The organism is Bacillus sp. 05T22 (assembly GCF_056396765.1).
Map to the genome: position 1 here is coordinate 1 of NZ_JBFTMC010000020.1, position 25969 is coordinate 25969.

A 25969-nucleotide genomic window follows, 5' to 3' on the forward strand; every position below is an offset into this window, starting at 1 on the left:
ATTACTGACTTTGCATCAGACCGGAAAAAGGATATTCAAGAAGTACGTGTGATTGACCCAAACAGGCGTTTATTAGCAATATCTAATTCATCTAAGCAAGGTATGGTAGGGAAAACAATAACAGACATAACAGTGCAAAGGGCTATTGTACAAAAAAAGGCTGAAGGAAAGATTGAGAAAGATGGAAATACTGGTCGTCGTGTCCAAGTTATGGCTACCCCAATTGAAGGAGAGAAGGGGAAAATAATTGGTGTCATTCACATCGTTGCTTCTATGGAAGATGTTTATAAGCAGATGAAGGATATCAATCAAATTTTTGCAACGGGGACAGTGATTGCTTTATTAGTAACAGCAGTTCTAGGAATTTTATTAGCTCAAACAATTACAAGACCAATTTCAGATATGCGAAGACAAGCAATTGAAATGGCGAAGGGAAATTACTCCCGTAAGGTAAAAGTACACAGTCATGATGAAATTGGTCAATTAGCACTAGCGTTTAATAATTTATCAAAAAAATTACAACAAGCACGTTCTTCGACTGAAAGTGAAAGACGTAAGCTTTCGTCTGTTTTATCTCATATGACAGATGGTGTAATTGCTACTGATCGAAAAGGGGACATTATTTTATTAAATGATCCGGCAGAAAAGATGTTAAACGTTTCACGTGAAACGGCATTAGATCAGTCTGTTTTAGAAGTGCTAGGCATTCAAGAGGAATTTACACTCGATCATCTATATGAAGAACCAGATTCTGTTTTATTAGATTTCAGTACGCGAAATGAACCGTATATCTTGAGAGCTAGTTTTTCTGTTATTCAAAAGGAAACAGGTAAAGCAAATGGTTTAATCGCTGTGTTGTATGATGTAACAGAACAAGAGCGAATTGACCGTGAGCGCCGTGAGTTTGTAGCAAATGTATCACATGAACTACGGACGCCGTTAACAACGATGCGTAGTTATTTAGAGGCACTTAGTGATGGTGCATGGCAAGATCCGAATATCGCACCGCAATTTTTAACAGTTACACAAGAAGAAACGGAAAGAATGATTCGACTTGTGAATGCCTTGTTACAATTATCTAAATTAGATAGTACAGAACATCGTTTAATGAAAGAATGGGTAGATTTTACAGATTTCTTTAACAATGTTATCGATCGCTTTGAAATGTCGAAGGACCAAAATGTAATTTTCAAGCGTTCATTCTCTAAGAAATCTCGATTCATTGATATGGATGCTGATAAAATTACACAGGTTTTATATAACATTATTTCGAATGCTTTAAAATATTCCCCTGAAGGTGGAACAGTAACATATCGCCTGCGCGATCGAGAGGATATGTTAGAAATTAGTGTGAGTGACCAAGGAATGGGTATTCCAAAAGAAAATGTAGAGAAGATTTTCGAACGTTTTTATCGTGTGGATAAGGCGCGTTCTAGACAGATGGGTGGAACAGGTCTAGGTTTAGCTATCGCTAAGGAAATGATTGAGGCGCATGGTGGATCTATTTGGGCGAAAAGTGAAGAAGGGAAAGGGACAACCATTTATTTCACCCTTCCAATGGCGAAGGAAGAAGAGGACGATTGGGAATGAATATGGAAAACTTTAAAACCATTGTTCTCATTAACTTAGTTGTCATTAGTCTGTTTCTTACTTTTAATTTATGGACTTATGTACCTGATTCGAATTCATTGCAGAGTACAAAATTTGTTCAAGGTAACGCAGCAGCACTGAAAAAAGATATTTCAAATGTAATTGTCCCATCTTCTATGATTGTTCATAAGGATAACAAGCATTTTGTAAGTGAAAAGAAAAATAATATTAATTTATTATATACTTTTATTCAAAAAGGGGAATTGCACGATTTTAAGGATATCACGAACTCTATCTCTAAAAGTGATTTCCTCACTTATGTGCATGGGGAAGGCAAGATTGAAATTGTCTTTCCAACAGAGATTCCATTTGATGCGATTAGGGGCGTATTAACAATTAAAGATAAGAAATTGGACATGTTTAATTTTGATCGTATTGTTGTCGATCCTTCTAAAAGTCGTGATCAAAATATTGATGTGAATTTCGTTTCTTATAGCACTCCTCGTAAAGTGTACAAAATGACATTAACAGGTGTGAATCTAAGGGACATTATAAATGCACAAAATCAATTTTTAGCTGTAGCAAGACCGTATTTTGCTTATGAAATAAATGATACGAAAAATGATACGAAAAAAATATTTTTACCAGATGGTTCAACAGAAGTGCAAGATTTATTATATATGACACAAGACCTGCCTGTAGAATCATTTAAAAATGCACTATTTAGTGATCCGCGTTATGTACAGCCCATTTCTAATGAAAGGGAGGATACATATACAGATGGCATTCGTCTTATGCAAATAAACAAACAGGATCGGATGCTAGAGTATACTAATTCATCTGTATCTGGTGGTGCACCTATGAATGGGGGTGCACCTATGAATGGTACCCTTCTTATGCAGCGGAGTTTTGAATTTGTTAATAGTCATACTGGATTAACTGATGCTTATCGATTTGACTATATAAATTCTAAAGGGACAACCAAATTCCGTTTGTATGAAGAAGATTTGCCAGTATTTAACCGAGAAGGAATGACCGAATTAAAGCAAGTATGGGGATCAGAAGAATTAATTAGTTATAGACGCCCGTTATTTGAGTTGAGAATTTTTCCAGGTGAAGATATAAAAACAACTCTTCCAGCGGGTTGGACGGTTATACAATCTCTAGAAAAAAATTCAAATATAAATAAAAAATTAATCCAGAACATTGGAATAGGCTATAAAATAGTACCAGAGATTGAGCTGAATGGAACAAACGGACAAGTTACAAATAGAGACTTAAGAAACTTAAAGCCAATTTGGTATGTAATTTATGGTGAAGATCATCAAGTATTTGAGTGGAATGAAGAGAAGGAGGGAGAGCTGATTGGACTGGAATCGGATTAAAACAATATTTATTGTTACCTTTTTTATTTTAGACCTCTTTCTCGTTTTTCAATTCATTCACAAACAAGATAGTAACCAATTAGAGCTCATGGCAGAAACAAAGGTTGATCAGCAGTTAAAAGATGATAAAATTACCATTGGTGATTTCCCAAAAGAACCAAAGAAAGATTCCTTTATTACAGCGAAAAATAAGGAATTTAAAGAAGAAGATATCCGCTCTTTAAAAAACCAAACAGTTACTTTACGAGATTTAAACACAATTGGAAGTAAATTAAAGGAACCATTGTTAAATGCAAAAACACTTTCTAAAGATAAATATAGTGAGTTCTTGAAAAACTATGTGCTAGATGGTCAGAAATATGAGTTTGGTAAAGCGGAAGGAACGAAAATCTATTTCTTTCAAAAGTATAAAGATAAACCTATCTTTTATAATGATCATGGGATGATTGTTGTGGATGTAAATGAGAAAGGTGAATTTATTTCGTATACACAAACAATGTTAACTGATTTAAAAGAGATGAGTGAGAATGAAAAAGCAAAAGAGCAAGAGATTATTACCGCTCAAACAGCTTTAGAAAATTTATACTTTAAGACTGGAATAAAACAAAATACACATTTTAAAGAAGCACAGATTGGATATGCAACTCTTGTAGCATCTTCTGCTTCTAATATACAGGTGCTTGCTCCGACATGGAATTTAAAAACAGATCGAAAAGTAGATTATTTTGTGAATGCCATTGAGGGACAAGTTATTAAGTTAGGGAAAGAAAAGGAAAATGAAAAAGAAAAAATAATGGAGTGAGCAGAAATGAGTTTGCATTTTAGTGTACTTGCAAGCGGCAGTACAGGAAATGCGCTATATGTAGGGACCGAGAAACAAAAATTGCTCATTGATGCAGGCTTGAGTGGAAAAGCGACAGAAGCCCTATTTCAGCAAGCTGAATTGGATATCCAAGATATATCAGGTATTCTTGTCACACATGAGCATAGTGATCATATTAAAGGTCTCGGCGTTTTAGCACGTAAATATCAGTTACCTGTGTATGCAAATGAAAAAACGTGGAGCGCTATGGAACATTTAATTGGTAACATTCCAACTGATCAAAAATTTGTTTTCTCAATTGGTGATGTGAAAACATTTGGAGATATTGAAGTGGAATCATTTGGCGTTTCTCATGATGCGGCAGAGCCAATGTTTTATGCATTTCATCATAATGGTAGAAAATTGGCCCTTATTACAGATACAGGTTATGTAAGTGATCGTATGAAAGGTATCATTAAAGGAGCAAACGCATTTGTGTTTGAAAGTAATCACGATGTTGAAATGCTTCGTATGGGACGTTATCCATGGAGTATAAAACGACGCATTTTAAGCGATGTGGGTCATGTTTCTAATGAAGATGCAGCACTTGCAATGGCTGATGTTATTACAGATGAGACGAAACACATTTATTTAGCGCATTTGAGCTTAGATAATAATATGAAAGAACTAGCACATATGTCTGTTGCACAGGTGCTAGAGGAAAAAGGTTTTGCAGTTGGAGAAGCGTTTGAGGTACATGATACGGATCCAAAGGCACCAACGAAAATTCAATACGTATAATTCTCGATTTTAGTAAACAATAAAGGGGAATATAGTTGTTTTCGGGAGGATTGGTGAACAAGTATGTCCTTTATTGATGAAGAGAAATTTCGTATGAAACGAACAGGTAAAAAGAAGCACAAAGGTATCGTTATTTCTAGCATAGCAGGAACAATCGTAGGGGCTTCATTGTTTGCATTTGGAGCTCCTTTATTTTCTGAATCTGAAACTGGCCCCCTGCAGCAAGCTGAGGCAAGTGGAGAGAATATGGTAGTAAAGCAATCACAAACAGCGAATCATTCTGGTTTTGTAGATGCTGTTGATCGTGCATCGGAAGCCGTTGTTGGTGTAATAAACATCCAACGTGATAATTTTTCAGAAGCAGATTCAGAAGCTGGAACAGGATCAGGCGTCATTTATAAGAAAATAAATGGTCATGCTTACATTGTAACAAACCATCATGTTGTTTCAGGAGCGAATCGTATTGAGGTGAGCTTAAGTGATGGAAAAAAGGTTCCTGGTAAAATATTAGGTAGCGATGTAGTTACAGATTTAGCTGTTCTAGAAATAGATGCAAAACCAGTTAAGAAAGTAATTGAAATTGGTGATTCTAATACAGTTCGTCGAGGTGAAGCAGTCATTGCAATTGGAAACCCACTTGGATTACAATTCTCAGGAACTGTTACACAAGGAATTATTTCTGCAAATGAGAGAATTGTTCCTGTAGACTTAGATCAAGATGGGCATTATGATTGGCAAGTAGAAGTACTGCAAACAGATGCAGCTATTAACCCAGGGAATAGTGGCGGTGCACTTGTAAATGTAGCAGGACAACTTGTTGGAATTAATTCGATGAAAATTGCGGCGAAAGAAGTAGAAGGAATTGGGCTTGCCATCCCTGTTACGAGAGCAGTTCCTGTTATGAATGAACTTGAAAAGTATGGGAAAGTAAAACGTCCTTATGTTGGAATTGAACTGAGATCTCTAAATGAAATTCCGAATTATTACTGGTCTAAAACGCTGCATTTACCAGGWAAYGTAACAGAWGGWGTCTGCATTTTAGATGTGAAAAGCCCATCGCCTGGTGCAGATGCAGGACTTAGGGAACATGATGTAATTATAGCTGTTGATGGAAAACCAATACATGATATTATTGGATTCCGAACGGTATTATATAATAAAAAGATTGACGATAAAATGACTTTGACATTTTATCGTGGTACAAAACGAGCAACAACAACGGTGAAATTAAGCAGTCAAAATTATTAAGAAAACAGGAGGACAGCCCTCCTGTTTTCTATTGTGAAAAAGTGAGGTGAAAAATATGAAGTTACCTTGTTGTTTAGAACATGTAGAATTAGCGTTGGATATCATTGTGGATGAGTGTGAAGTAGCACCGGCTATCAACAGTGTGGATAACTCAGAAAAAGAACAAAAAACATGTGAATTTTGTCAAAACAAGGCGACATATGTTGTATCGAACACAGATTCTCACACAATATGTGGATGATGATTGTGGATATGTGGATAAGTTTTGTGGATAACGTGTTTGTAAGGTGGGGAATACGTGTGAATATCTCGATTATTTCAATCGGAAAATTAAAAGAAAAATATTTAAAACAAGGTATTGCAGAATACTTAAAACGATTATCTGCGTATGCAAAAGTAGAAGTTATTGAATTGCCGGATGAAAAAGCACCGGAAAATTTAAGTGAAGCAGAAATGCTAATTGTARAAGAGAAAGAAGGAATACGAATACTAGATAAAATTTCAGATGATACACATGTTATTGCATTAGCAATCGAAGGAAAACAAAAGTCATCAGAAGAATTTGCAGCGAGTCTTGATCATCTTGCTACATATGGAAAAAGTAAAGTGGCATTTATCATTGGGGGATCACTCGGGCTTAGCTCGGAAGTGATGAAGCGCTCTAACGAATCACTTTCATTCTCGAAAATGACATTACCGCATCAGCTGATGAGATTAGTACTTTTAGAGCAAGTATATCGGGCTTTTCGGATTAATCGTGGTGAACCTTACCATAAGTGAATAAGATATATATGAATTAAAAAATGTGGATTTTGAAATTTTATGTTGTAATAATCGTATAGTATCTAGTATGCGAATAGTAGAAGGCCATCAGAGATAAGGTTCTGGTGGTCTTCTACATATTTTCTAAATAAAAATGGTAACAATTGTTTCCTTGAATAAGTATGTTTTCATTTATGAGAAATTATGCTGTAATAGTGATAGAACGATATTTCATCCTGTTCTAAGTAGTCAAAGAAGTGGGGAATTGAGGTTGAAAAAGTTTAAGAAGTTTTATTTAGAGATTACTAGTGTATGTAATCTTGCATGTAGCTTTTGTCCGCCAACAGAACGACAGAAGCAATTTCTTTCTGTGGAGGATTTTTCTAAGAGATTAGACCAAATTAAACCTCACACGGACTACATTTATTTACATGTAAAAGGTGAGCCGTTGCTCCATCCTAAAATAGATCAATTGTTAGACTTAAGTCATGAAAAAGGGTTTAAGGTTAATATTACAACCAACGGAACGTTAATTAATAAAAAGAGGCATAAATTATTAAATAAACCTGCACTAAGACAGATGAATTTTTCACTTCATAGTTTCGATGGTCATCCAGGATCTGAAGATAAAGAAGGGTATGTAAGAAGCATACTTTCCTTTATTAAAGAAGCAACGAATCAATCGGAATTAATTGTTTCGCTGAGACTATGGAATCTTACGCAAGACAATAAGACAAATCTTGAAATACAGCGAAACAGAAATTTATTAGAAATTATTGAGAAAGAATTTGATTTACCATATAAAATTGAAGAGAAGATTACACCAGGAAGTGGTGTGAAGATTGCGGATCGCATCTTTATTAACCAAGATTACGAATTTCAGTGGCCGGCATTGCATGAAGAAGAAGACGACGGGAAAGGCTTCTGTCATGGTCTTCGAAATCAAGCAGGTATTTTAGCAAACGGGACTGTTATTCCTTGTTGTTTAGATGGTGAGGGAATCATTAACCTTGGAAATATTAATGAGGCATCATTCTCCGAGATTATCGAAAGGGATAGAGCCCAAAATCTTGTAGATGGATTTTCACGTAGAGTGGCTGTAGAGGAACTATGTAGAAAGTGCGGATATCGTAAGAGGTTTGGAAAATAGAGAGATAATAAAAAAATGAGCAAGTACGAAATAAAGTACCTTGCTCATTTTTTATATAATAATCAATACTTATTACATTTAAAGGGTAAATAAGGCTTAATATACTTTATCACCATTAAAGATTGAGTTTTTCACGATAACATAATCTACAGTACGAATTGCATCTAATTTCGTTCCACCAGCATAAGAAATAGAGGACTGAAGATCTTGTTCCATTTCGATCAATGTATCTTCTAAAGACCCTTTATGTTCGACAAACATTTTTTTGCCTTCCACGTTTTTCTTTTCGCCTTTTTGGAATTCGGAAGCTGACCCAAAGTATTCTTTATAGAGCTTCCCATCTCTTTCAATTGTTTCTCCTGGAGATTCTTCATGGCCAGCAAATAATGAACCAATCATAACCATAGTTGCCCCAAATCTAATTGATTTAGCTACATCACCATGGGTACGGATGCCTCCGTCAGCAATAATCGGTTTGCTTGCTGCTTTTGCACACCAACGAAGTGCAGCTAATTGCCAGCCACCAGTTCCAAATCCTGTTTTAATTTTTGTAATACATACTTTACCAGGTCCGATTCCTACTTTTGTTGCGTCAGCACCAGCATTTTCTAGCTCTCTTACTGCTTCTGGAGTTCCAACATTTCCTGCAATAACAAAGCTTTCAGGTAAATGTTTTTTAATATGTTGAATCATTTTTATTACCGCATTGGAATGCCCATGTGCGATATCTATCGTAATATATTCAGGAGAAAGCTGTTCAGCAGCTAATTGTTGTACAAATTCATACTCTTCTTCTTTCACACCAACACTAATAGATGCGATTAATCCACGAGAGTGCATATCTTTAATGAAAGAGATACGCTTTTCTGGCTCAAAACGATGCATTATATAGAAATATTTATTTTCCGCTAAATATACAGCAATTTTTTCATCTATAATTGTTTGCATATTTGCAGGTACGACAGGTAATTTAAATGTATGTTTTCCTAAAGTTACACTTGTATCACACTCAGAACGGCTATTTACTATACATTTTGCCGGAATTAATTGAATATCTTCATAGTCGAATACGTTTTCCATCGTTTACACCTCTAAATACGAATATTTTATATACCAGTTTAAAAAATGTTCGCCCAAAAGATAATGTACATTATTTTTTTCATTAAGTCAAAGATTTTAGTTGATATTTAGCAAATGTAGGGACGAAATTCAAAGGAATAACAAGTAATGCCGAATTAAATAGTTTATATATATCTATATTGTTCGTTTTTTGGACAAGTATATTATAAAAATTTAATCGATAGTAATGAAATAATATTTCGGAATATCATAGTGAAATAACAAAAAAGCAGGGTGCTAAAAATACCCTGCTTTTTTGTTATTTATTATCTTCAAGAAATTGATATTTCTTTTTCAATTTTTTTAAATCATTTACCAAATTCTCTCCGATTGTGGGGGCAAGATCTTCGTATATAGGAGAGAGTACCCGTTCCCATTCTTTCCTTTGTGCATCAGTTAGCTCATGAATTTGGATGGATGAATTTTGTTTAATAAGCTCAAGTTGTTTTTCGTTCATTTGGATGGACTGACGATTATTCCAGTCAGTCGTTTCTTTCATTGCTTCAAGTAATATTTTCTTCGTTTTTTCGGTTTGTTGATTCCAAGTTTTTTGATCCATCATGACAACATAGCCTAAGTACCCATGATTACTAATTGTCAAATAGTTTTGAACGTTATAAAATTTCTTAGAGTAGATATTTGAAATAGTATTTTCTTCGCCATCAACTTTACCTGTTTCAATTAATTTATATGTAGAATTAAATGAATCTTGATGTGCACCAACTTTTAATAAATCAAATTGAGATTGGATAACATCACTTTGCATAATGCGAAAGGATTGTCCTTTTATATCTTCAGGTGTATAGATAGGCCCCTTATTCGAAGTAATTTGCTTAAAGCCATTTGACCAATGGGCAAGCCCTTTAATGTTGTCTTTTTGTAAGGACTGAAGTAATTGTTCGCCAATTTTTCCGTTTAAGCCTTCTTGAATGGCTTCATAATTTGGAAAGGCAAATGGAAGGTCTAATACACCCCATTCGTGAGATAGCATTCCAAGCTTTGAGGTAGAGGGAGCAATAAAATGAACTTGCCCAGCTTTTAAAGCGCGGATTTCTTCTATATCAGAATACAGGCTCCCGTTTGGGAAAATTTCTATTTTTATAGTTCCGTTTGATTTCTCATTAACAAGCTCGGCAAATTTGCTAGCAGCAAGCCCTTTAGGTGTATTTTCTGCTACAACATGACTAAATTTGAAAACAATTTGTTTTTTCAACCCTTCTTGGTCATCGTCATAAGCAAGTTCACCTTGAGAAAAAAGACTTTGAAAACCTATAAATAAAGCATTAGTAATTAAAAAGATGAAAAGGAGTATAAAAGTAACTATTTTTTTCATCTTAAACCTCCTCTTGGGTTGTTAATGTAAGCATACCGAGAAGATTTTTATTCGTAAAGATGCTTTTAGAGGAAAGGGGAACAAACAGTGAAACAATTGCCCATCCGCTGGAAAATTACGATTTTATCCTATGCAGTAGTTATTTTTTCATTACTGATAGGTGGAATTGTTATCATCGCAAATATTCAACAAAAAGAAGAAAAAGAATTAAGAATTAGATCTATGAATACGGCGCGGACAGTGGCAGAATTATCAGATGTAAAGAGATCCCTTCAGGAAACAACAGGGTGGTTTACATTGAATCCAGCTATTGAAAATATCCGGGTTATTAATGAAACAGACTATATAGTAGTAATGAATATGGAGCGAATTCGATATTCTCATCCCGTAAAAGAAATGATTGGGAGGCCATCAAAAGGGACGGATGAAGAACCGGCATTTGCAGAACATATTTATTTTTCAAAAGCCAAAGGAGAGATAGGTACTGTAATTCGTGCCTTTATGCCTATTAAAGATCAAAACTTAAATCAAATTGGTGTTGTTGTTGTTGGAAATAAAGTCCCGAATTTTTGGGAGATTATGCTGGGATTAGCAGAAGAGATTATTTTTATTGTCATATTAACTTTAATTTTTGGATTGATTGGTTCATTGATGCTTGCCAATCATATTAAAAAACAGATGTTTCAGTTAGAACCTTATGAAATTAAACGAATGTTAGAAGAACGAACAGCAACCTTTCATTCGATTAATGAGGGTGTGATTGCAATTGATAATCAAGAGATTATTACCATTTTTAATGAAAAAGCAAAGCAGGTTTTTCATGTAGATGGAAATGTTGTAGGGAGTCCCATTCGTGCAGTTTTAAAGGATACGAGACTTCCAGAAATCGTGGAGAGGAATCAGCCAGTATACAATGAAGAGATAAAAGTAAGTGGAAAGGTAATTTTAAGTAATCGTATACCAATCAAGAAAGATAATGAATTAATTGGAGCTGTGGCARTCTTTCAAGATCGTACAGAGGTTACAAAGCTCGCAGAGGAATTAACAGGAGTGAAAACATTTGTAGAGGCACTTCGTGTACAAAGCCACGAGCATATGAACAAACTTCATACAATAGCAGGTTTAATTCAGCTAGGTAAAGCTGATAAAGCATTACAACTTGCTTTCCACACTTCAGAAGAACAGGGGAGTGTAACAAACTTTTTAAATGAAACGATTAAAAATGATGCGATTGCCGGTCTCCTCCTGAGCAAAGTAAGCCGGGGTAAGGAATTAGGGATACAAGTTATAATTGACCAAAATAGTTATTTAGAAGTATTTCCTTATCAACTGGATCAACATGATTTCGTTGTATTACTAGGTAACTTAATCGAAAATGCGTTTGGATCATTTGAGCAAACTGAGATAGAGAATAAAAGAATTGATATTAGTATTGAGCAGTCAGAAGATGTATGTGCAATATTGATTGAGGATAATGGATGCGGCATAAAAGAGGAGCATTTACCAAGAGTGTATGAGAAAGGATTTACTGTGAATAAAATGAGTGGGACAGGTTATGGACTTTTTCTAGTAAAGCAAATTGTTGAAAAGGGGAGAGGGGAAATTAGTGTTTCATCTTTTCAAGGTGAAGGAACTTCTTTTATCATTACTTTTCCAATGGAGATGGAGGCGGAATTGTATGAAATATAAAGAGGAAATCAAAGTACTATTGGTTGAAGACGATCCGATGGTTCAAGAAGTAAATAAAGAATTCATTAGAAGTGTAAAGGGATTTCAAGTAGTAGCCGTCGCTAACAATGGCGAGGAGGGGATTAACCTTGTCCAAAAAATGAATCCAGATCTCGTTATTTTAGATATTTTTATGCCGAAAAAGGACGGTATTAAGGTATTACAGGAATTTAGAAAACAAGAGTTAGAAGCAGATGTAATCGTTGTTTCTGCTGCAAAAGATAGGGAAACAATTAAACTCATGCTTCAAAACGGAGCGATGGATTATATTATTAAGCCATTTAAGTTATACCGAATTCAGCAAGCTTTAGAAAAATATCGACAATATAGAATGAGTCTGAAGGAATCTGGGGCGATTTCACAGGAACAGCTGGATTTATTATTATATTCTGGGCGTTCTAAAAAAGCAGCAAACAATTTGCCAAAGGGATTAAATGAATTTACATTGAATGAAATTGAAGAGTATGTAAAAAAACAAGATGAACCTCGTTCTGCAGAAGAGGTAGCCAGTGCAATTGGGATAGCCAGAGTTACCGCGCGGCGATACTTAGATTATTTAGAAAAAAAGGGGTTGATTCATTTAGCAGTTCAATATGGAGGGGTTGGAAGACCAATTAATCGCTATGTGTACTGTGAAGTAAAAAAGTAAGACCAAAATGACCAAAATATTCGTTATGACCATAAACTTCTCACCTTTGATTGAAAACGCTATCATTATATAAAACATAGGGATGGTAAAGTTTTCAAAAATGAAACAGTGGGAGGAGAAGTGAAGGTGAAACGACTGTTCAAAAATTTAACTTTTCAAGTATTAACGGCCATTGCACTCGGCGTATTAGTTGGGCTTATGTGGCCAAGTGTTGGGAAAGAAATGAAGCCGATAGGCGATACGTTTATTAATGCTGTAAAAATGGTCATCGCACCAATTATTTTCTTAACAATTGTACTTGGTATTGCCAAAATGGGAGATATGAAGAAGGTTGGTAAGGTCGGTGGAAAAGCTTTTATTTATTTTGAGGTTGTGACAACATTTGCACTTATTGTTGGGTTAATCGTTGTAAATGTTATGAAGCCAGGTTCAGGCCTTAATTTTAATGAACTTGCAAAAGGAGATGTATCTAAATATACACAAGGTGGGGGACAGGGTATTAATTGGATTGATTTTGTTACTCATATTGTTCCTTCTAATATGGTTGATGCGTTTGCAAAGGGTGATATTTTACAAGTATTATTCTTTTCTATTTTATTTGGGATTGGGCTAGCTGCTCTTGGAGAAAAAGGAAATTCGGTGATTGATTTCTTAGACAAACTTTCACACGTATTCTTTAAAATTATTGGTTATGTAATGAAGGCAGCGCCGCTTGGGGCATTTGGTGCTATGGCATATACAATCGGTCATTTTGGGCTTGCTTCACTTGTACCACTTGGAAAATTGATGATGTCAGTGTATATAACGATGTTCCTATTCGTATTTGTTGTCTTAAATATTGTTTGTAAGATATATGGGTTTAGCTTATGGAATTATTTGAAGTTTATTCGAGATGAAATACTAATCGTATTAGGAACAAGTTCTTCGGAATCCGTACTTCCGAGAATGATGAATAAGATGGAGCGATATGGCTGTTCAAAATCTGTTGTTGGCCTTGTTATTCCGACGGGCTATTCTTTTAACCTTGATGGTACATCCATTTATTTATCCATGGCAGTTGTCTTTTTAGCACAAGTATTTGGTGTTGATTTAACAATCGGACAGCAAATTACTATTATTTTAGTACTTATGTTAACGTCTAAAGGAGCTGCTGGTGTAACAGGAAGCGGATTTATCGTGTTAGCTTCTACGTTAGCGGCACTAAAGGTTATTCCTTTAGAAGGATTAGCATTACTTCTTGGTGTCGATCGTTTTATGAGTGAGGGAAGAGCAATTGTAAACTTAATTGGAAATGGAATTGCTACAATCGTTGTTGCAAAGAGCGAAAATGAGTTTGATGAAATGAAGCATGCAGAAGCAGTTTCCGGTATGAAGGTGTTAAAAGAGACAAAGGCAGGGGAAGCTGTATAAATATCGGAATTATTCTAATGCAAGATAAAGTTTCTTATCTGGATATAATGTATGGGAATTTAAAGGGACATAAATCGATAAATAAAAAGGGTCTATCTACTCTAGGGGGGAGAAAAGCCCTTTTTTATTTATTTTTCTATTTTTGGATAGTAAGACCCTTGCCTCAAGATTCAGAGGAAACACGAGGAAGGTAGGGGGAAGGAGGAATATCTATAAAAATCTGATTGGTTCAACTAATAATTAGCGGGAAATGAAACCCCTATTGGTTAGTATTTCAATCTATAAGAATTATTAAATATAAATAACAGGATATTGATAATTCCATTATTTATTTCGATTGGCAAAAATTGACGTTATTTGCATCGTATGATATCATTTGAAATTGTGATTTTAATTAATAATATTGAGATGAAATATAAAAAATGAGGAGGGGAAATATGGATTCATTAAGCAGTAGAAAAAGTGGCTTTCGCTTAAAAAATTTAAGCTGGCTTCATTTCTATTTCCTTATATTAATTGTGTTTTCGTTTTTAATACGTATATATTTAGCTTCAAACTTACCAGGGTTTCTTGGTGATCAAAACTTTTTTGTTAACTGGATGGAAACTGTTGGAAAGTATGGGTTAGCCGATGTTTATGCATACGGTGACGGTGTAAATTATCCACCATTCTTTTTAGCACTTTTAGGTATATATGGAAAAGTGCTAGCTGCTTTTAATTTACAAGCAGTAGCTGGTGATGTTTTAGTTCGTTTACCACCTATTTTATTTGATATAGTGGCTATAATTATCTTGGCTATAGCTTCTAAAAAAATAGCAAATCCTTTTATAAGAGCGATATTGGTAACATTTTTGGCATTAAACCCTGCAGTATTACTAGATGGACCTATTTGGGGTCAAATAGACATGTTACATGCTATACTAATGGTTTGCTCAATATTATTACTTGTTTCTAATCCGCTATTATCTGGTGCTATTTTTGCTATAGCATTACTAGCAAAATTTCAATCTATTGTAATTGCTCCTGTTTTTGCTATTTATTTCCTAAAGGTAATGTGGGAAAAAAGGGAATTTAAACAACTGTTTAAATATATACTTGGATTTTGTATACCGCTCGTAATAATCGGGGCCTATTTTGCAGTTCATGGTACATTGTATGCTATGTTACAGCACGGATATTTAAGTGCAGTAGGAACTTTTCCAACTGTAACTTTAAATGCAATGAATATTTGGTATTATATAATTGGAACTACACCTGATGTAAGTGACTCAATTATTATCTTGCCACATTTAAGTTTAAAGAGGGTTGGAGTATTGATTCTAGCCGCAGCAGTATTGTTGGCATGGCTGTATGTTTTCTTTAACCGTAAATGCAGTACAGTGGTGCTATTGAAAGCTTCAACATTCATATGTTTTGCATTTTATATGTTACCTACTCAAATGCATGAGAGATATAGTTTCCCAACGCTAATTTTTGTGATATTTGTATTATTATATGATATAAAATGGACAGGCATAACCCTTGGATTAACCTTTGCAATCTCTTTAAATTTAATGTTTGTTCTTTATTCACGTGAGAATAATATGGCAATGTTCATAGCAACATTAAACTGTTTTGTATTTTATTCTATGGGTAAAGCATTATTAAAAGATTATAGTGATGACATAGAATCCTTAGTGAGCAAATACAACAAAGAGTAATTTTATATTTTTGCTACTGTATTTTTAAATATCGAGTACGGTAATGGGTGTAAGAAGGGGAGCAGAGAATCTGAAGGGATTCTCTTTTTTTGATGCGCCCAGTATGCGTCTATTCTCTAGAGTTCAAGTCTCGAATCGCGAAGGCAGTAAGTAGTAGCAGTTAGCTTAAGACAAGGGTATCCATGGTGACGCGGTGGTAAATCTCCGGTCCGAGGAACATGAATTTCCACTGAATGGGATTTCCAAACAAATCAAAGTCCATACTGCCAAAGGTGATACAAAGTAAATGAAGCCGATTTTTAATTTAATGATGAACATAGATTTCGATTAGGGAAATAATTTTAGTATAATGAAGTATAGGCAATGACAAATATAATATTTAGGTTATGGTTAAATAATAAAAAAATTAAAATACATAACAAAATGAGGTTAGTATATGAGCAAAAAAAGCTTTAAAGAGTATGCATTAAGTAAGGAAATTGTAAGAGCACTTACTAGTTTAAAATATGAGCAGCCAACAGAAGTACAAGAAAAAGTAATTCCAGTTGCACTGGAAAAGAAAGACCTTGTCGTGAAATCACAAACAGGAAGCGGTAAGACAGCTTCTTTTGGGATTCCGCTTTGTGAAATGGTTGAGTGGGAAGAAAATAAGCCACAGGCGTTAATCCTTACACCGACAAGGGAACTTGCTGTGCAGGTAAAAGAGGATATTACGAATATAGGAAGATTTAAACGTATTAAAGCGACTGCGGTTTACGGTAAATCCCCATTTGCACGTCAAAAATTAGAGTTAAAGCAAAAAACACATATTGTGGTTGGAACCCCTGGGCGTGTGTTAGATCATATTGAAAAAGGTACTCTGTCCTTAGAGCGGTTGAAGTATTTAGTGATTGATGAGGCAGATGAAATGTTAAATATGGGCTTTATCGATCAAGTAGAAGCAATTATTGATGAATTACCTACAGATCGAATGACAATGCTATTTTCTGCGACGTTACCAGAAGACGTTGAAAATTTATCTCGTACATATATGAAGTCGCCAATTAACATTGAGATTAAAGCTACTGGGATTACGACAGATAAAATTGAACACGCCCTTTTAGAAGTGAGAGAAGAAGAGAAGTTTTCACTTCTTAAAGATATAACAACTGTTGAAAATCCAGATAGCTGTATTATTTTCTGTCGTACGCAAGAAAATGTGGATGATGTATTTAGACAGTTAAAACGTTCTGGCTATCCGTGTGATAAAATCCATGGCGGTATGGTACAAGAAGACCGTTTCGCAGTAATGAATGACTTTAGAAGAGGGGAATTTCGTTATTTAGTCGCGACGGATGTAGCGGCTAGAGGAATTGATATTGAAAATATTACCCATGTCATTAACTATGACATTCCATTAGAAAAAGAAAGTTATGTACACCGGACGGGAAGAACAGGGCGCGCTGGTAATAGCGGAAAAGCAATTACATTCGTAACGCCGTATGAAGAGAGATTCTTGGTAGAAATTGAAGAGTATATCGGTTTTGAAATTCAAAAAATAGAAGCTCCGTCAAAAGAGGAGCTTGCAAAGGGAAAGGCAGCCTTTGAAGATAAAATAAATGCGAAACCAATTATGAAAAAAGAGAAAAGTGCAGGATTAAATAAAGATATTATGAAGCTGTACTTTAACGGTGGGAAGAAAAAGAAGATTCGAGCGGTAGATTTCGTTGGTACAATTGCTAAAATCCCAGGTGTCACAGCGGATGATATAGGAATTATTACGATACAAGATAATGTTTCTTATGTTGATATATTAAACGGAAAAGGCCCGCTTGTTTTAAAAGTAATGAAAAACACAACGATAAAAGGTAAGCAGTTAAAGGTTCATGAGGCTATTAAGTAAAAGGAACTACCCACTCTAACAGGTGGGTATTTTTTTTATGAAAAATAAGGAAATTATGTAAGGATAAACTTGTTGTATTCGTATATATAAGTGAAGGGGGAGAAGATATGAATGATAGGGAATTAGTAGATGAAATAAAAAAACAAAATACGGAAGCATTGGATCAATTGATTCTTCAATATAGTAAATTGATTTATGGAGTGATCGGAAGTGTACTTGGAGAGAACCATGAAAGAGCAGAAATTGAAGAGTGCTATAACGATGTTCTTCTCATACTTTGGTATAAAATAGACAGTTTTCAAATAGAAAAGGGACAACTTAAAAACTGGATTATTTCTATTGCGAAGTTTAAGGCACTAGATTATAAAAGAAGGCTGAAGAGAAAAAGAATTGAACAAACAATAGAACAACTTATTTTACAAGATGATGAAGATGTAGAAAAAGGATTGCTCAAAGAAGAGGAAAAAGAGTTCGTTTTGAAAGCAATTCATCAGTTAGATGGTGTAGATCATAGTATCTTTTATCGAAGGTATATTGTGGATGAAAGCATAGAGGATATTTCAAGGAGACTACATATGAGTACAGGTTCAGTTTATACCAGATTATCAAGGGGAAAGGAGAAATTAAAAAGGATAATGGAGGGATATTATGAATTGTGAAAGCTATAATATAGATCAAATTGTTTTCGAGCAGTGGGATGAACAAGAAATATCCCGATTTGAAGCAATAGGGGAGCGCCTTGTTGGGAGCTTGGAGAAGAAGAAAAAAGATATCAGAAAACGAATTGCTGAAGAAAATTTTCAAGAGATAGAAGTAAAGGCAAATAATGAGTTAACAGAAAATGAATTTATTGAATTACAATTTCAAGCAAGGGCTACAGGTGGCTACTATTTGGGTGCAATTATGTGTTCAGCAGACTATGCCGTAATGCCATTAGCGCTTATGGATGTAGGAAATCGATTTGTTGTTTTTGGAACAAGACATAAAGTTATGATTTATGAAGTAAAGGAACTTTATCAAATTCAAAGAGCATACATTATAGATTATGATGATATTTTTAAATATTATTACAAAATAAAAAAGAACGATACGATATTATGTTTTAAAGCCAAGAAAGATAAGTATGGGCAGCTAAGAGAATGCTCAAACTGGATGTTATATGGGTATTTGCAAGGGAGAATTAACATGATTATTAATAGTTCAGATAGAGATATCATAGCTAAGTACCTTGATAGAGAGATTCATTCGAAAAGAGGTCATTAAAAAGGAAAAAGTACATTCTTTTGGTGTAAGATGTACTTTTTTGATCAATAGGGATATGAAAAAGTTATTTGGTATTTATTTTTGAATTTTCCATTCGCATATCATATGAAGCTGCCCGTCTTTTAATTTTGCTTGAAGTGAACCACCCATTTTCAGTTCGTTTTTTATCGACATTCGCTTGTACAATGTGTTCAATTAAATGATTGATTTCAAAAGCCAGTTCTTCGATATTCTTGTCTAAAAGTATGATATCTAATTTCTGATTTGTTTTTTGGCTATTGTAATTTTTGAGTGCATTTGTCATGCTTCGTACTTCTTTTTTTATAAAAAGTAAACGTGTGAGAAAAATTACTGCCAGTATGATGGATAGAGTTGTTATAAAGAACAATATTCTCACCCTTATATCTAAATACTCTGTATATTTTATATGATAGTTATGGAAGGGAATTTATTCAAGTAAGGGGAGTTAATTATTCATATATTATTTGAAAACAATAGGATGATAATAGAAAGAATAAGCATAGTAAACACATTAAGTGACTTAACTAAGGGAGATATGATCCGTAGAATAGCTCCTCGTAAACCGATACAAATTCATTTGGTGAAATTAATGAGGGGGTTAGAAAGCGATGAAAAAACAAAAATAAGTAAAAGCCACCTAGAAGAGGTGGCTTTATTCATGGTTAAGATTCTTTCAAATCGTCAACTAATTTTTCTGCTAAACGTCTATACATATTGCTCATTGTTACAAATGAAGTTAGCAATAAGAGTTTTTCTAATTCTTTATCCTCAAATGAAGCAGCAGCTTTTATCTCAGTCACCCGATTATCTACATCCCTTTTAAAGTTCTCAACATTTGTTTCTGTAAGTTCAAGATAATCTTTGTAGAAGGTGTCCAGTTCGAAAGTATCCTCGTTTATGAGTCTTTCATTGAGAGTTGCTAAAGAACTTTTAATATCATTAATCGAGAGGGCACCCTTTAATTGATAAATTAAACTAATTAAAATCATATGCTCTTTTGAGTATTTTTTATTTTTTATGGGGATGAATAATTTTCCTTTTGCGTAGTTATTAATCATTGTTTTTGTAAGTACTTTTTCATCTTCTGTTCTTGTTGTATCACCGTAGTTATTTTCAAATAGTTGAACAACTTGATCTACGTATAAATCTACAGTAGGGATATCTTCAAGTTTAATATTTTTTTCTAAATGTAATGTTTCGAGTAAGTTCTTTATGTTTTCCATATAAACCCTCACCTTTGTAGGAATAATGTACACTATATCTTTAAATATGGTATTACGAAACAAATAAATTGTAAATGTTGACCCTTAGACGAATTGTGTATATAATTACATGTAGTTATTGAAACTACATGTAATTATATAAGGGGTTGTTAATGTGAATGCTTATGTGAGAGAACCAGTTAATGCGTTTACCCATCTAGGAGGCGCCGTGTTATCATTCGTTGCACTTTTAGCTATGCTTGTGAAGGTTTCTGTAAAAATGCCATCCGTTTCTACAATTTCAGCGGTGATTCTATTTGGAGTAGGGATGATGATTCTTTATGCAGCTTCGTCGGTGTATCACAGCGTTGTAGCAAGTGAACGGGTTATTTATTTCTTTAGGAAGCTTGATCATTCGATGATTTTCCTCTTAATTGCAGGTACATATGCACCTTTTTGCTTAATTACATTACAGGCTGCAAATGGTTTACTATTGTTTGTGCTAGTTTATGCTACAGCTATATGTGGTATTGTTTTTAAAATGTTTTGGTTTAACTGTCCGAGATGGTTATCAACAGCAATCTACCTTATGATGGGATGGTTAATTGTTTTATTTTTTGCACCGCTATCAGAAAATCTAAGCATAGAGGGTATTTTGTTTTTAGTACTTGGTGGTGTTTTTTATACGATTGGTGGATTTATTTACGGAGCAAAACCGAAATGGCTGGAATTTAAATATATAGGGCATCATGAAATTTTTCATATTTTTGTGTTATTGGGAAGCCTTGCCCATTTTTTATGTGTATATTGTTATGTGATTTAATAAGTTTTATGTAAGGGTTACATATCACGAGGTATGTGGCCTTTTTAATGGGAATAATTTAAAGTGAAAATTTAATCTCACTATATTATAGATAGGAAGAGTGAGGGGGACGGCAAAATTAGAATCAACCTAAGATTGGGCGATTCTAATTTTGCTCAATTACGTGCATATTCATTAAAGGATTTGATTAGGAATATATCCTTGATGAACTCGAACGACTTGTTTAGGCATATAATCTCACCTTTCATAAAACATAAATTTTAATTTGCGATATTTTATGATAGAAGTGCTAGTTTGGTATATGGCAAATGCTTGATTCTACTTGTTTCTAAAAGAAATGGGCAGGGAACAATATAGATTTCGAATTTTATTCCAGAATTTTCGGCGTTTATTTTTAGATATAATGCTGTTATGATAATGTTATCGTTTTCAGATTGTGTTATATGAGATTGACTTTATCTACTGTTGGAAAGAAATATACTATTTTGAAAGCGCTTTAATGATATAGTACAGTGATTGCATTCTTTGGATTTCTTTTTGTTTTGAGGTAGGAAGTCTGACTTATTTTGAATAAAAAGTGCTAGTACGCATGAAATGATAGTTGTTTCTTGTGTATGCAATTTGAAATGGGTAGGACAATATCACTAGTATGATTTTATGTTACGAGGAGGTTAAGGTGTGAAAAAATATGATTTTCACACGAACATATATGGGTTACGTTGGGTTATTGCTTTCAGGCGCAGCTTTGTTTTTAAATAGTCTTGTCATATTAGGAAAAGCAGAGGAAAAAAGTGCAGGTGTTTTTAATTTATTTGTAGGGATGCTGCAAATTGTCATTCCGTTTTACCTCATTATGATTTCTGATCAAAGTAATTGGACTGTATATTCATATGCAGCTACTTTTTTATTTGGTTTAACGTATTTGTATGTAGGTATCACCTTTATTACGGGAATGAGTGGAAATGGGCTAGGGTGGTTTTGCCTCTGGGTGGCTCTTGTTGCACTATTTTATATGGWTGTATCGTTCGTTCAATTTCAAGATATCGTTAATGCACTGACTTGGTTTATGTGGGCGCTTCTTTGGTATTTATTCTTTGTGTTAAATGTACAAAAAAAGAATATAAACCAATACCTTGGTAGGGTAGCGTTTGTACAATCATGGGTAACGCTCACGTTGCCATCGCTTCTTTATTTTATGGGGATATGGGGAACACCAGTAGTTTATCAGGCATGGATTTATGTATCGGTAGTTTCTATTTTATATTTCTGTTATTGCATTTTTAAATATCGAGTACGTTAATAGTAGTAAGATGAGGGAAAGAGAATCTGGCTGGATGCTCTATTCCGTCTAAAAAGAAGGGATTTATGTTGGTTTTTCAATTTGCATTTATATAGCCATTTTATTTGATTTGTTACTACACTCTTTTTTGCTTATACTGTAAAGTAATAGTGTCTTGTTGAAGTAGAAGGAGATTGTTTATGGATAAAATGAAAGAATTAATAGATGAAGCAAGGAAGTTTATTACAACTTGTTATCAAGAGCTTGCTAGAGAGCAGCAAATAGAAGAGCGTCTCAGCCAAATTGTGTCGGAAATAGAGCGGACAGGAACATATGAACACACCTTTGAGGAACTTGTTCATGGTGCACGTATGGCCTGGAGAAATAGTAACCGATGTATTGGAAGATTATTTTGGAATAAAATGCATATATTAGATGCTCGTGAAGTGAATGATGAGGAAGGGGTATATAATGCACTTATTCATCATATTCGATATGCAACGAATAACGGGAAAATTAAACCGACAATTACAATTTTTAAGCAGTATAACGGTGAACAAAATAACATTCGAATTTATAACCATCAGTTGATTCGTTATGCGGGATTTGAAACAGAAATGGGAGTGATAGGTGATTCTCATTCGATTCCATTTACAGCGTTTTGTCAGAAACTTGGCTGGAATGGAGAAGGTACGAATTTTGATGTATTGCCACTCGTATTTTCTGTTGATGGACGAGAACCTGTATATAGGGAAATTCCGAAAGAAGAGGTAAAAGAGGTTGAGATTGAGCACCCAGAATATCCATTTGTATCCTTAGGTGCAAAATGGTATGGGGTACCAATGATTTCAGATATGCGTCTAGAGATTGGTGGCATTTCTTATACAGCTGCTCCTTTTAATGGTTGGTATATGGAAACAGAAATTGGGGCTCGTAATTTGGCAGATCATGATCGTTATAATTTACTTCCAGCTGTTGCAGAAATAATGAATTTGGATACTTTGAGAAACAGTACATTATGGAAAGATAAGGCGTTAGTTGAATTAAATGTAGCTGTTTTGCATTCTTTCAAAAAGCAAGGAGTAAGTATTGTAGATCATCACACAGCAGCACAGCAGTTTGGACAATTTGAAAAGCAAGAGGCGGCTTGTGGCCGTGTCGTGACGGGAAATTGGGTATGGCTCATTCCACCATTATCGCCAGCTACTACCCACATCTATCATAAACCTTATCCGAATAATATTCTGACTCCAAATTTCTTTCATAAATAAAAACAAAAGCATTGAAATGTAGAATTTCAATGCTTTTTGATTAACTTTAATCTAGCACTTTTCCTTTCGTTTCGTTTCCGGTACACACACTAGCATTGTAATTAATCCAATTGGATAGATAATGAAAATAAGTGATAGAGCTCCGAATAAATTACCACCTGTAGCAAGTAAACCGATAATAACAGGGCCAACTCCTGCGAGATACATATCATTCTTCTTGACGATACCTTCACTATTTTCCGATAATAAAACTAACTAAACAAATAAAGGATGAATCACAGATGCTAGATTTAGTGCTTATGATGATTGAACGAGTTGGGTTAATTGTCATATTAGGTTTTTTACTTTCGCATATTAAAACATTTAGGCGCCTTCTTCATAAACAAGATGGATATACAGATAAGCTCATGCTTATTTGTATTTTTTCGTTATTTACAATTATAAGCAATTACACAGGAATTGAAATTGCAGGGAATACAATTATGAACGAAAATTGGCTGCAAGGGGTCTCCTCATCGAGTACGATTGCCAATACACGTATTATGGGAGTTGGAATTAGTGGTTTACTAGGTGGACCGATTGTCGGGATTGGCGTTGGATTTATTGCTGGTATTCATCGTTATATGCTTGGGGGAACAACAGCCCTTAGTTGTGCGATTTCATCTATTTTAGCAGGAATTATTACCGGTTATATTGGCCGTATTTTTCAAAAGCATAACCGTGTGATTACACCTAAATTCTCAGCTGTTTTAAGTGTTTTTATTGTATCTTTGGAAATGGTTATGATCTTATTTATTGTAAAAGATGGATTTTACGTTGTAAAAAAAATCGCAATACCGATGATTCTTGTGAATAGCTTCGGTAGTTTTATTTTACTTTCTATGGTACAAGCTATTTTGCGCCAAGAAGAAAATGCAAAGGCTTTGCAAACTCATAAAGTACTTCGGATTGCTGATAAGACATTACCTTATTTTCGCCAGGGATTAACGGAGGAATCTTGTAAACATGTGGCACAAATTATCCATCGTTTTACAGGGACAGATGCGGTATCTTTAACAGATACAGAAAAAATATTGGCGCATGTTGGATTAGCATCTGATCACCATATCCCTTCTCATAGTTTAATTACAGGATTATCAAAAGAAGTATTAAAAACAGGGAAAATAATGAAAGCGAAATCACGAGAGATTATTAATTGTCAACATGAAGAATGTCCTTTGCAGGCAGCAATCGTTATTCCGTTAACTTCGCATGGCAATACAATCGGAACATTAAAGCTTTATTTTAAAAATCCGAACCAATTAAGCCGTGTGGAAGAAGAATTAGCAGAAGGGTTAGCGAAGATTTTCTCAACACAGCTTGAGTTAGGAGAGGCAGAATTACAAAGTAAACTACTTCAAGATGCAGAGATAAAAGCATTACAAGCACAAATTAATCCGCACTTTTTATTCAATGCGATTAATACAGTATCAGCTTTATGCCGTACAGATGTAGAAAAGGCAAGAAAGCTCTTATTGCAACTTAGCGTGTATTTTCGTTGTAATTTACAGGGAGCACGCCAGTTACTTATTCCATTAGAGCAAGAGCTGAATCATGTACATGCATATTTATCATTAGAACAAGCAAGGAGCTACGGAGATGTATAAGCTTGCATTGCCAATAGAAGAATCCATTGTGCTCGTGAATATTGAAGATATTGTTTATGTGGGACTTGTGGACGGGAAAGTAACTGTAAAGACGATTCGGGAAACATACGTAACCCATGATACGCTTGTTATTTTAGAAAAGAAGCTGCCGCAAACGGGCTTTATGCGCGTTCACCGTAGTTTTATTGCGAATATCAACCATATTTCGGAAATACAGCCCTGGTTTAACTCTACTTATAATTTAATTATGAAAGAGGGATCTAAGGTACCTGTAAGTCGTACATATGCAAAGGAACTTAAAAAGCTGCTTCGTATTTAAGAAGYAGCTTTTGYATTTCATCCCGTTATTTTTGTAACTRATTCYGTATATTTGACGTTCYGWTATGTAAACGCTTACTTAAGCATTTACATCATATACAATGAAGGTACCAAATCGAAAGAGGTGGCCAAAATGAGTACAAAAAAAGTATACAGTTTCTTATCACAAGCATTTGTTTTTTCAGCTATCATGTTGGTTTCTCATATTATTGCAACGCACTTACCAATTCCAATGCCTTCATCAGTAATCGGATTAGTCATTTTGTTTAGTCTATTATGTTTAAAGGTTATTAAGTTGGAGCAGGTTGAATCACTTGGAACGGCGTTAACAGGTATTATTGGATTTCTTTTCGTACCATCTGGTATTTCCGTTATTAACTCTCTTGGGGTAATGGGGCAATACTTTGTACAGATCATAACTGTAATTGTTGTCGCAACAATTATTTTACTAGCAGTAACAGGGTTATTTGCACAATTTATTCTAGGTAAAGATGAAAAAGAAACAACTGATACAAAACAATTAGATGTTGTAAATAAAGGACGCAAACACGGAAAAGTTGCGTAATATATCAGACCATATATGGTTA

The 25969-nt window shown here is 34.5% G+C and carries 23 protein-coding genes and 3 pseudogenes; 21 read left to right on the forward strand and 5 right to left on the reverse strand.

Going from position 1 to position 25969, the window contains the following annotated elements; all coding sequences use genetic code 11:
- From walK to AC1DIT_RS09165, 8 genes are all read left to right on the forward strand, one after another.
- On the forward strand, nt 1–1590 hold a 1590-nt coding region (walK, locus tag AC1DIT_RS09130; protein WP_476998151.1), incomplete at its 5' end, for a cell wall metabolism sensor histidine kinase WalK.
- Nucleotides 1587–2975 (forward strand): YycH family regulatory protein, encoded by a 1389-nt coding sequence (locus AC1DIT_RS09135; protein ID WP_016112812.1) that lies wholly within the window; start codon nt 1587–1589, stop codon nt 2973–2975. The genes walK and AC1DIT_RS09135, both read left to right, overlap by 4 nt.
- Nucleotides 2956–3777, forward strand: coding sequence for a two-component system regulatory protein YycI (locus tag AC1DIT_RS09140; RefSeq protein WP_016112811.1), 822 nt, complete (start codon nt 2956–2958; stop codon nt 3775–3777). The genes AC1DIT_RS09135 and AC1DIT_RS09140 overlap by 20 nt, the downstream gene beginning before the upstream one ends.
- A 6-nt stretch (nt 3778–3783) precedes the next feature.
- Nucleotides 3784–4578, forward strand: coding sequence for an MBL fold metallo-hydrolase (locus tag AC1DIT_RS09145; RefSeq protein ID WP_003202558.1), 795 nt, complete (start codon nt 3784–3786; stop codon nt 4576–4578).
- Nucleotides 4579–4641: 63 nt separating this feature from the next.
- A complete protein-coding gene (locus tag AC1DIT_RS09150) occupies nt 4642–5826 on the forward strand; it encodes a S1C family serine protease (protein ID WP_476998152.1) in 1185 nt (394 codons plus the stop codon).
- Nucleotides 5827–5881: 55 nt separating this feature from the next.
- Nucleotides 5882–6067 (forward strand): CxxH/CxxC protein, encoded by a 186-nt coding sequence (locus tag AC1DIT_RS09155; protein WP_016112809.1) that lies wholly within the window; start codon nt 5882–5884, stop codon nt 6065–6067.
- A 59-nt stretch (nt 6068–6126) separates the two neighbouring features.
- Nucleotides 6127–6606, forward strand: a complete 480-nt coding sequence (gene rlmH, locus AC1DIT_RS09160) for a 23S rRNA (pseudouridine(1915)-N(3))-methyltransferase RlmH (RefSeq protein ID WP_476998153.1) — start codon at nt 6127–6129, stop codon at nt 6604–6606.
- Between the two features lie 253 nt (nt 6607–6859).
- Nucleotides 6860–7738, forward strand: a complete 879-nt coding sequence (locus AC1DIT_RS09165) for a radical SAM/SPASM domain-containing protein (RefSeq protein WP_016112807.1) — start codon at nt 6860–6862, stop codon at nt 7736–7738.
- 96 nt (nt 7739–7834) lie between these two features.
- On the opposite strand, the gene guaC is transcribed toward AC1DIT_RS09165, so the two are convergent.
- Both guaC and AC1DIT_RS09175 read right to left on the reverse strand, forming a co-directional pair.
- Nucleotides 7835–8818, reverse strand: a complete 984-nt coding sequence (guaC, locus tag AC1DIT_RS09170; RefSeq protein WP_016112806.1) for a GMP reductase — start codon at nt 8816–8818, stop codon at nt 7835–7837.
- 298 nt (nt 8819–9116) lie between these two features.
- The gene (locus tag AC1DIT_RS09175; RefSeq protein ID WP_016112805.1) at nt 9117–10190 is read right to left on the reverse strand and encodes a DctP family TRAP transporter solute-binding subunit; all 1074 of its coding nucleotides are present in this window, start codon (nt 10188–10190) and stop codon (nt 9117–9119) included.
- A gap of 87 nt (nt 10191–10277) precedes the next feature.
- Between AC1DIT_RS09175 and AC1DIT_RS09180 the strand changes: the two genes are divergently transcribed.
- The 7 genes from AC1DIT_RS09180 to AC1DIT_RS09210 all read left to right on the forward strand — a co-directional run bounded on the left by AC1DIT_RS09180 (nt 10278) and on the right by AC1DIT_RS09210 (nt 18822).
- Complete coding sequence (locus tag AC1DIT_RS09180) at nt 10278–11879, forward strand: ATP-binding protein (protein WP_476998154.1); 1602 nt, start codon at nt 10278–10280, stop codon at nt 11877–11879.
- A complete protein-coding gene (locus AC1DIT_RS09185) occupies nt 11869–12567 on the forward strand; it encodes a response regulator (RefSeq protein ID WP_016132485.1) in 699 nt (232 codons plus the stop codon). The genes AC1DIT_RS09180 and AC1DIT_RS09185 overlap by 11 nt, the downstream gene beginning before the upstream one ends.
- A gap of 126 nt (nt 12568–12693) precedes the next feature.
- Nucleotides 12694–13977: a C4-dicarboxylate transporter DctP gene (gene dctP / locus AC1DIT_RS09190; protein WP_016112802.1), complete on the forward strand. Its 1284-nt coding sequence runs from the start codon at nt 12694–12696 to the stop codon at nt 13975–13977.
- Between the two features lie 437 nt (nt 13978–14414).
- Nucleotides 14415–15677: a hypothetical protein gene (locus AC1DIT_RS09195; protein WP_016112800.1), complete on the forward strand. Its 1263-nt coding sequence runs from the start codon at nt 14415–14417 to the stop codon at nt 15675–15677.
- Between the two features lie 436 nt (nt 15678–16113).
- Nucleotides 16114–17559 carry a DEAD/DEAH box helicase gene (locus tag AC1DIT_RS09200; RefSeq protein WP_016112799.1) on the forward strand — a complete coding sequence of 482 codons (1446 nt, stop codon included), beginning with the start codon at nt 16114–16116 and terminating at the stop codon, nt 17557–17559.
- Nucleotides 17560–17666: 107 nt separating this feature from the next.
- Nucleotides 17667–18218, forward strand: coding sequence for a sigma-70 family RNA polymerase sigma factor (locus tag AC1DIT_RS09205; protein WP_003202459.1), 552 nt, complete (start codon nt 17667–17669; stop codon nt 18216–18218).
- On the forward strand, nt 18208–18822 hold the full coding sequence (locus AC1DIT_RS09210; protein ID WP_016132484.1) for a hypothetical protein: 615 nt from the start codon (nt 18208–18210) through the stop codon (nt 18820–18822). The genes AC1DIT_RS09205 and AC1DIT_RS09210 overlap by 11 nt, the downstream gene beginning before the upstream one ends.
- Nucleotides 18823–18886: 64 nt before the next feature.
- On the opposite strand, the gene AC1DIT_RS09215 is transcribed toward AC1DIT_RS09210, so the two are convergent.
- Both AC1DIT_RS09215 and AC1DIT_RS09220 read right to left on the reverse strand, forming a co-directional pair.
- Nucleotides 18887–19126: a hypothetical protein gene (locus AC1DIT_RS09215; RefSeq protein WP_229161407.1), complete on the reverse strand. Its 240-nt coding sequence runs from the start codon at nt 19124–19126 to the stop codon at nt 18887–18889.
- 379 nt (nt 19127–19505) lie between these two features.
- The gene (locus AC1DIT_RS09220; RefSeq protein WP_016112796.1) at nt 19506–20066 is read right to left on the reverse strand and encodes a DUF1836 domain-containing protein; all 561 of its coding nucleotides are present in this window, start codon (nt 20064–20066) and stop codon (nt 19506–19508) included.
- A gap of 154 nt (nt 20067–20220) precedes the next feature.
- Between AC1DIT_RS09220 and trhA the strand changes: the two genes are divergently transcribed.
- The 3 genes from trhA to AC1DIT_RS09235 all read left to right on the forward strand — a co-directional run bounded on the left by trhA (nt 20221) and on the right by AC1DIT_RS09235 (nt 23418).
- Entirely contained in the window at nt 20221–20868 is a 648-nt protein-coding gene (gene trhA, locus AC1DIT_RS09225) for a PAQR family membrane homeostasis protein TrhA (RefSeq protein WP_016112795.1), read from the forward strand.
- A gap of 709 nt (nt 20869–21577) precedes the next feature.
- A complete protein-coding gene (locus tag AC1DIT_RS09230) occupies nt 21578–22168 on the forward strand; it encodes an AmiS/UreI family transporter (RefSeq protein WP_476998158.1) in 591 nt (196 codons plus the stop codon).
- 179 nt (nt 22169–22347) lie between these two features.
- Entirely contained in the window at nt 22348–23418 is a 1071-nt protein-coding gene (locus AC1DIT_RS09235; protein ID WP_016112793.1) for a nitric oxide synthase oxygenase, read from the forward strand.
- A gap of 51 nt (nt 23419–23469) precedes the next feature.
- Here AC1DIT_RS09235 and AC1DIT_RS09240 read toward each other — a convergent pair.
- A pseudogene (locus tag AC1DIT_RS09240) lies at nt 23470–23619 on the reverse strand (MFS transporter); the annotation flags it as partial.
- 80 nt (nt 23620–23699) lie between these two features.
- On the opposite strand from AC1DIT_RS09240, the pseudogene AC1DIT_RS09245 reads away from it, so the two are divergent.
- The 3 genes and pseudogenes from AC1DIT_RS09245 to lrgA all read left to right on the forward strand — a co-directional run.
- A pseudogene (locus AC1DIT_RS09245) lies at nt 23700–25046 on the forward strand (LytS/YhcK type 5TM receptor domain-containing protein); the annotation flags it as partial.
- 7 nt (nt 25047–25053) lie between these two features.
- Nucleotides 25054–25383 (forward strand): annotated as a pseudogene (locus tag AC1DIT_RS09250) (LytTR family DNA-binding domain-containing protein); the annotation flags it as partial.
- Between the two features lie 132 nt (nt 25384–25515).
- Nucleotides 25516–25947, forward strand: a complete 432-nt coding sequence (gene lrgA, locus AC1DIT_RS09255) for an antiholin-like murein hydrolase modulator LrgA (RefSeq protein WP_016112789.1) — start codon at nt 25516–25518, stop codon at nt 25945–25947.
- Nucleotides 25948–25969 lie beyond the last annotated feature (22 nt).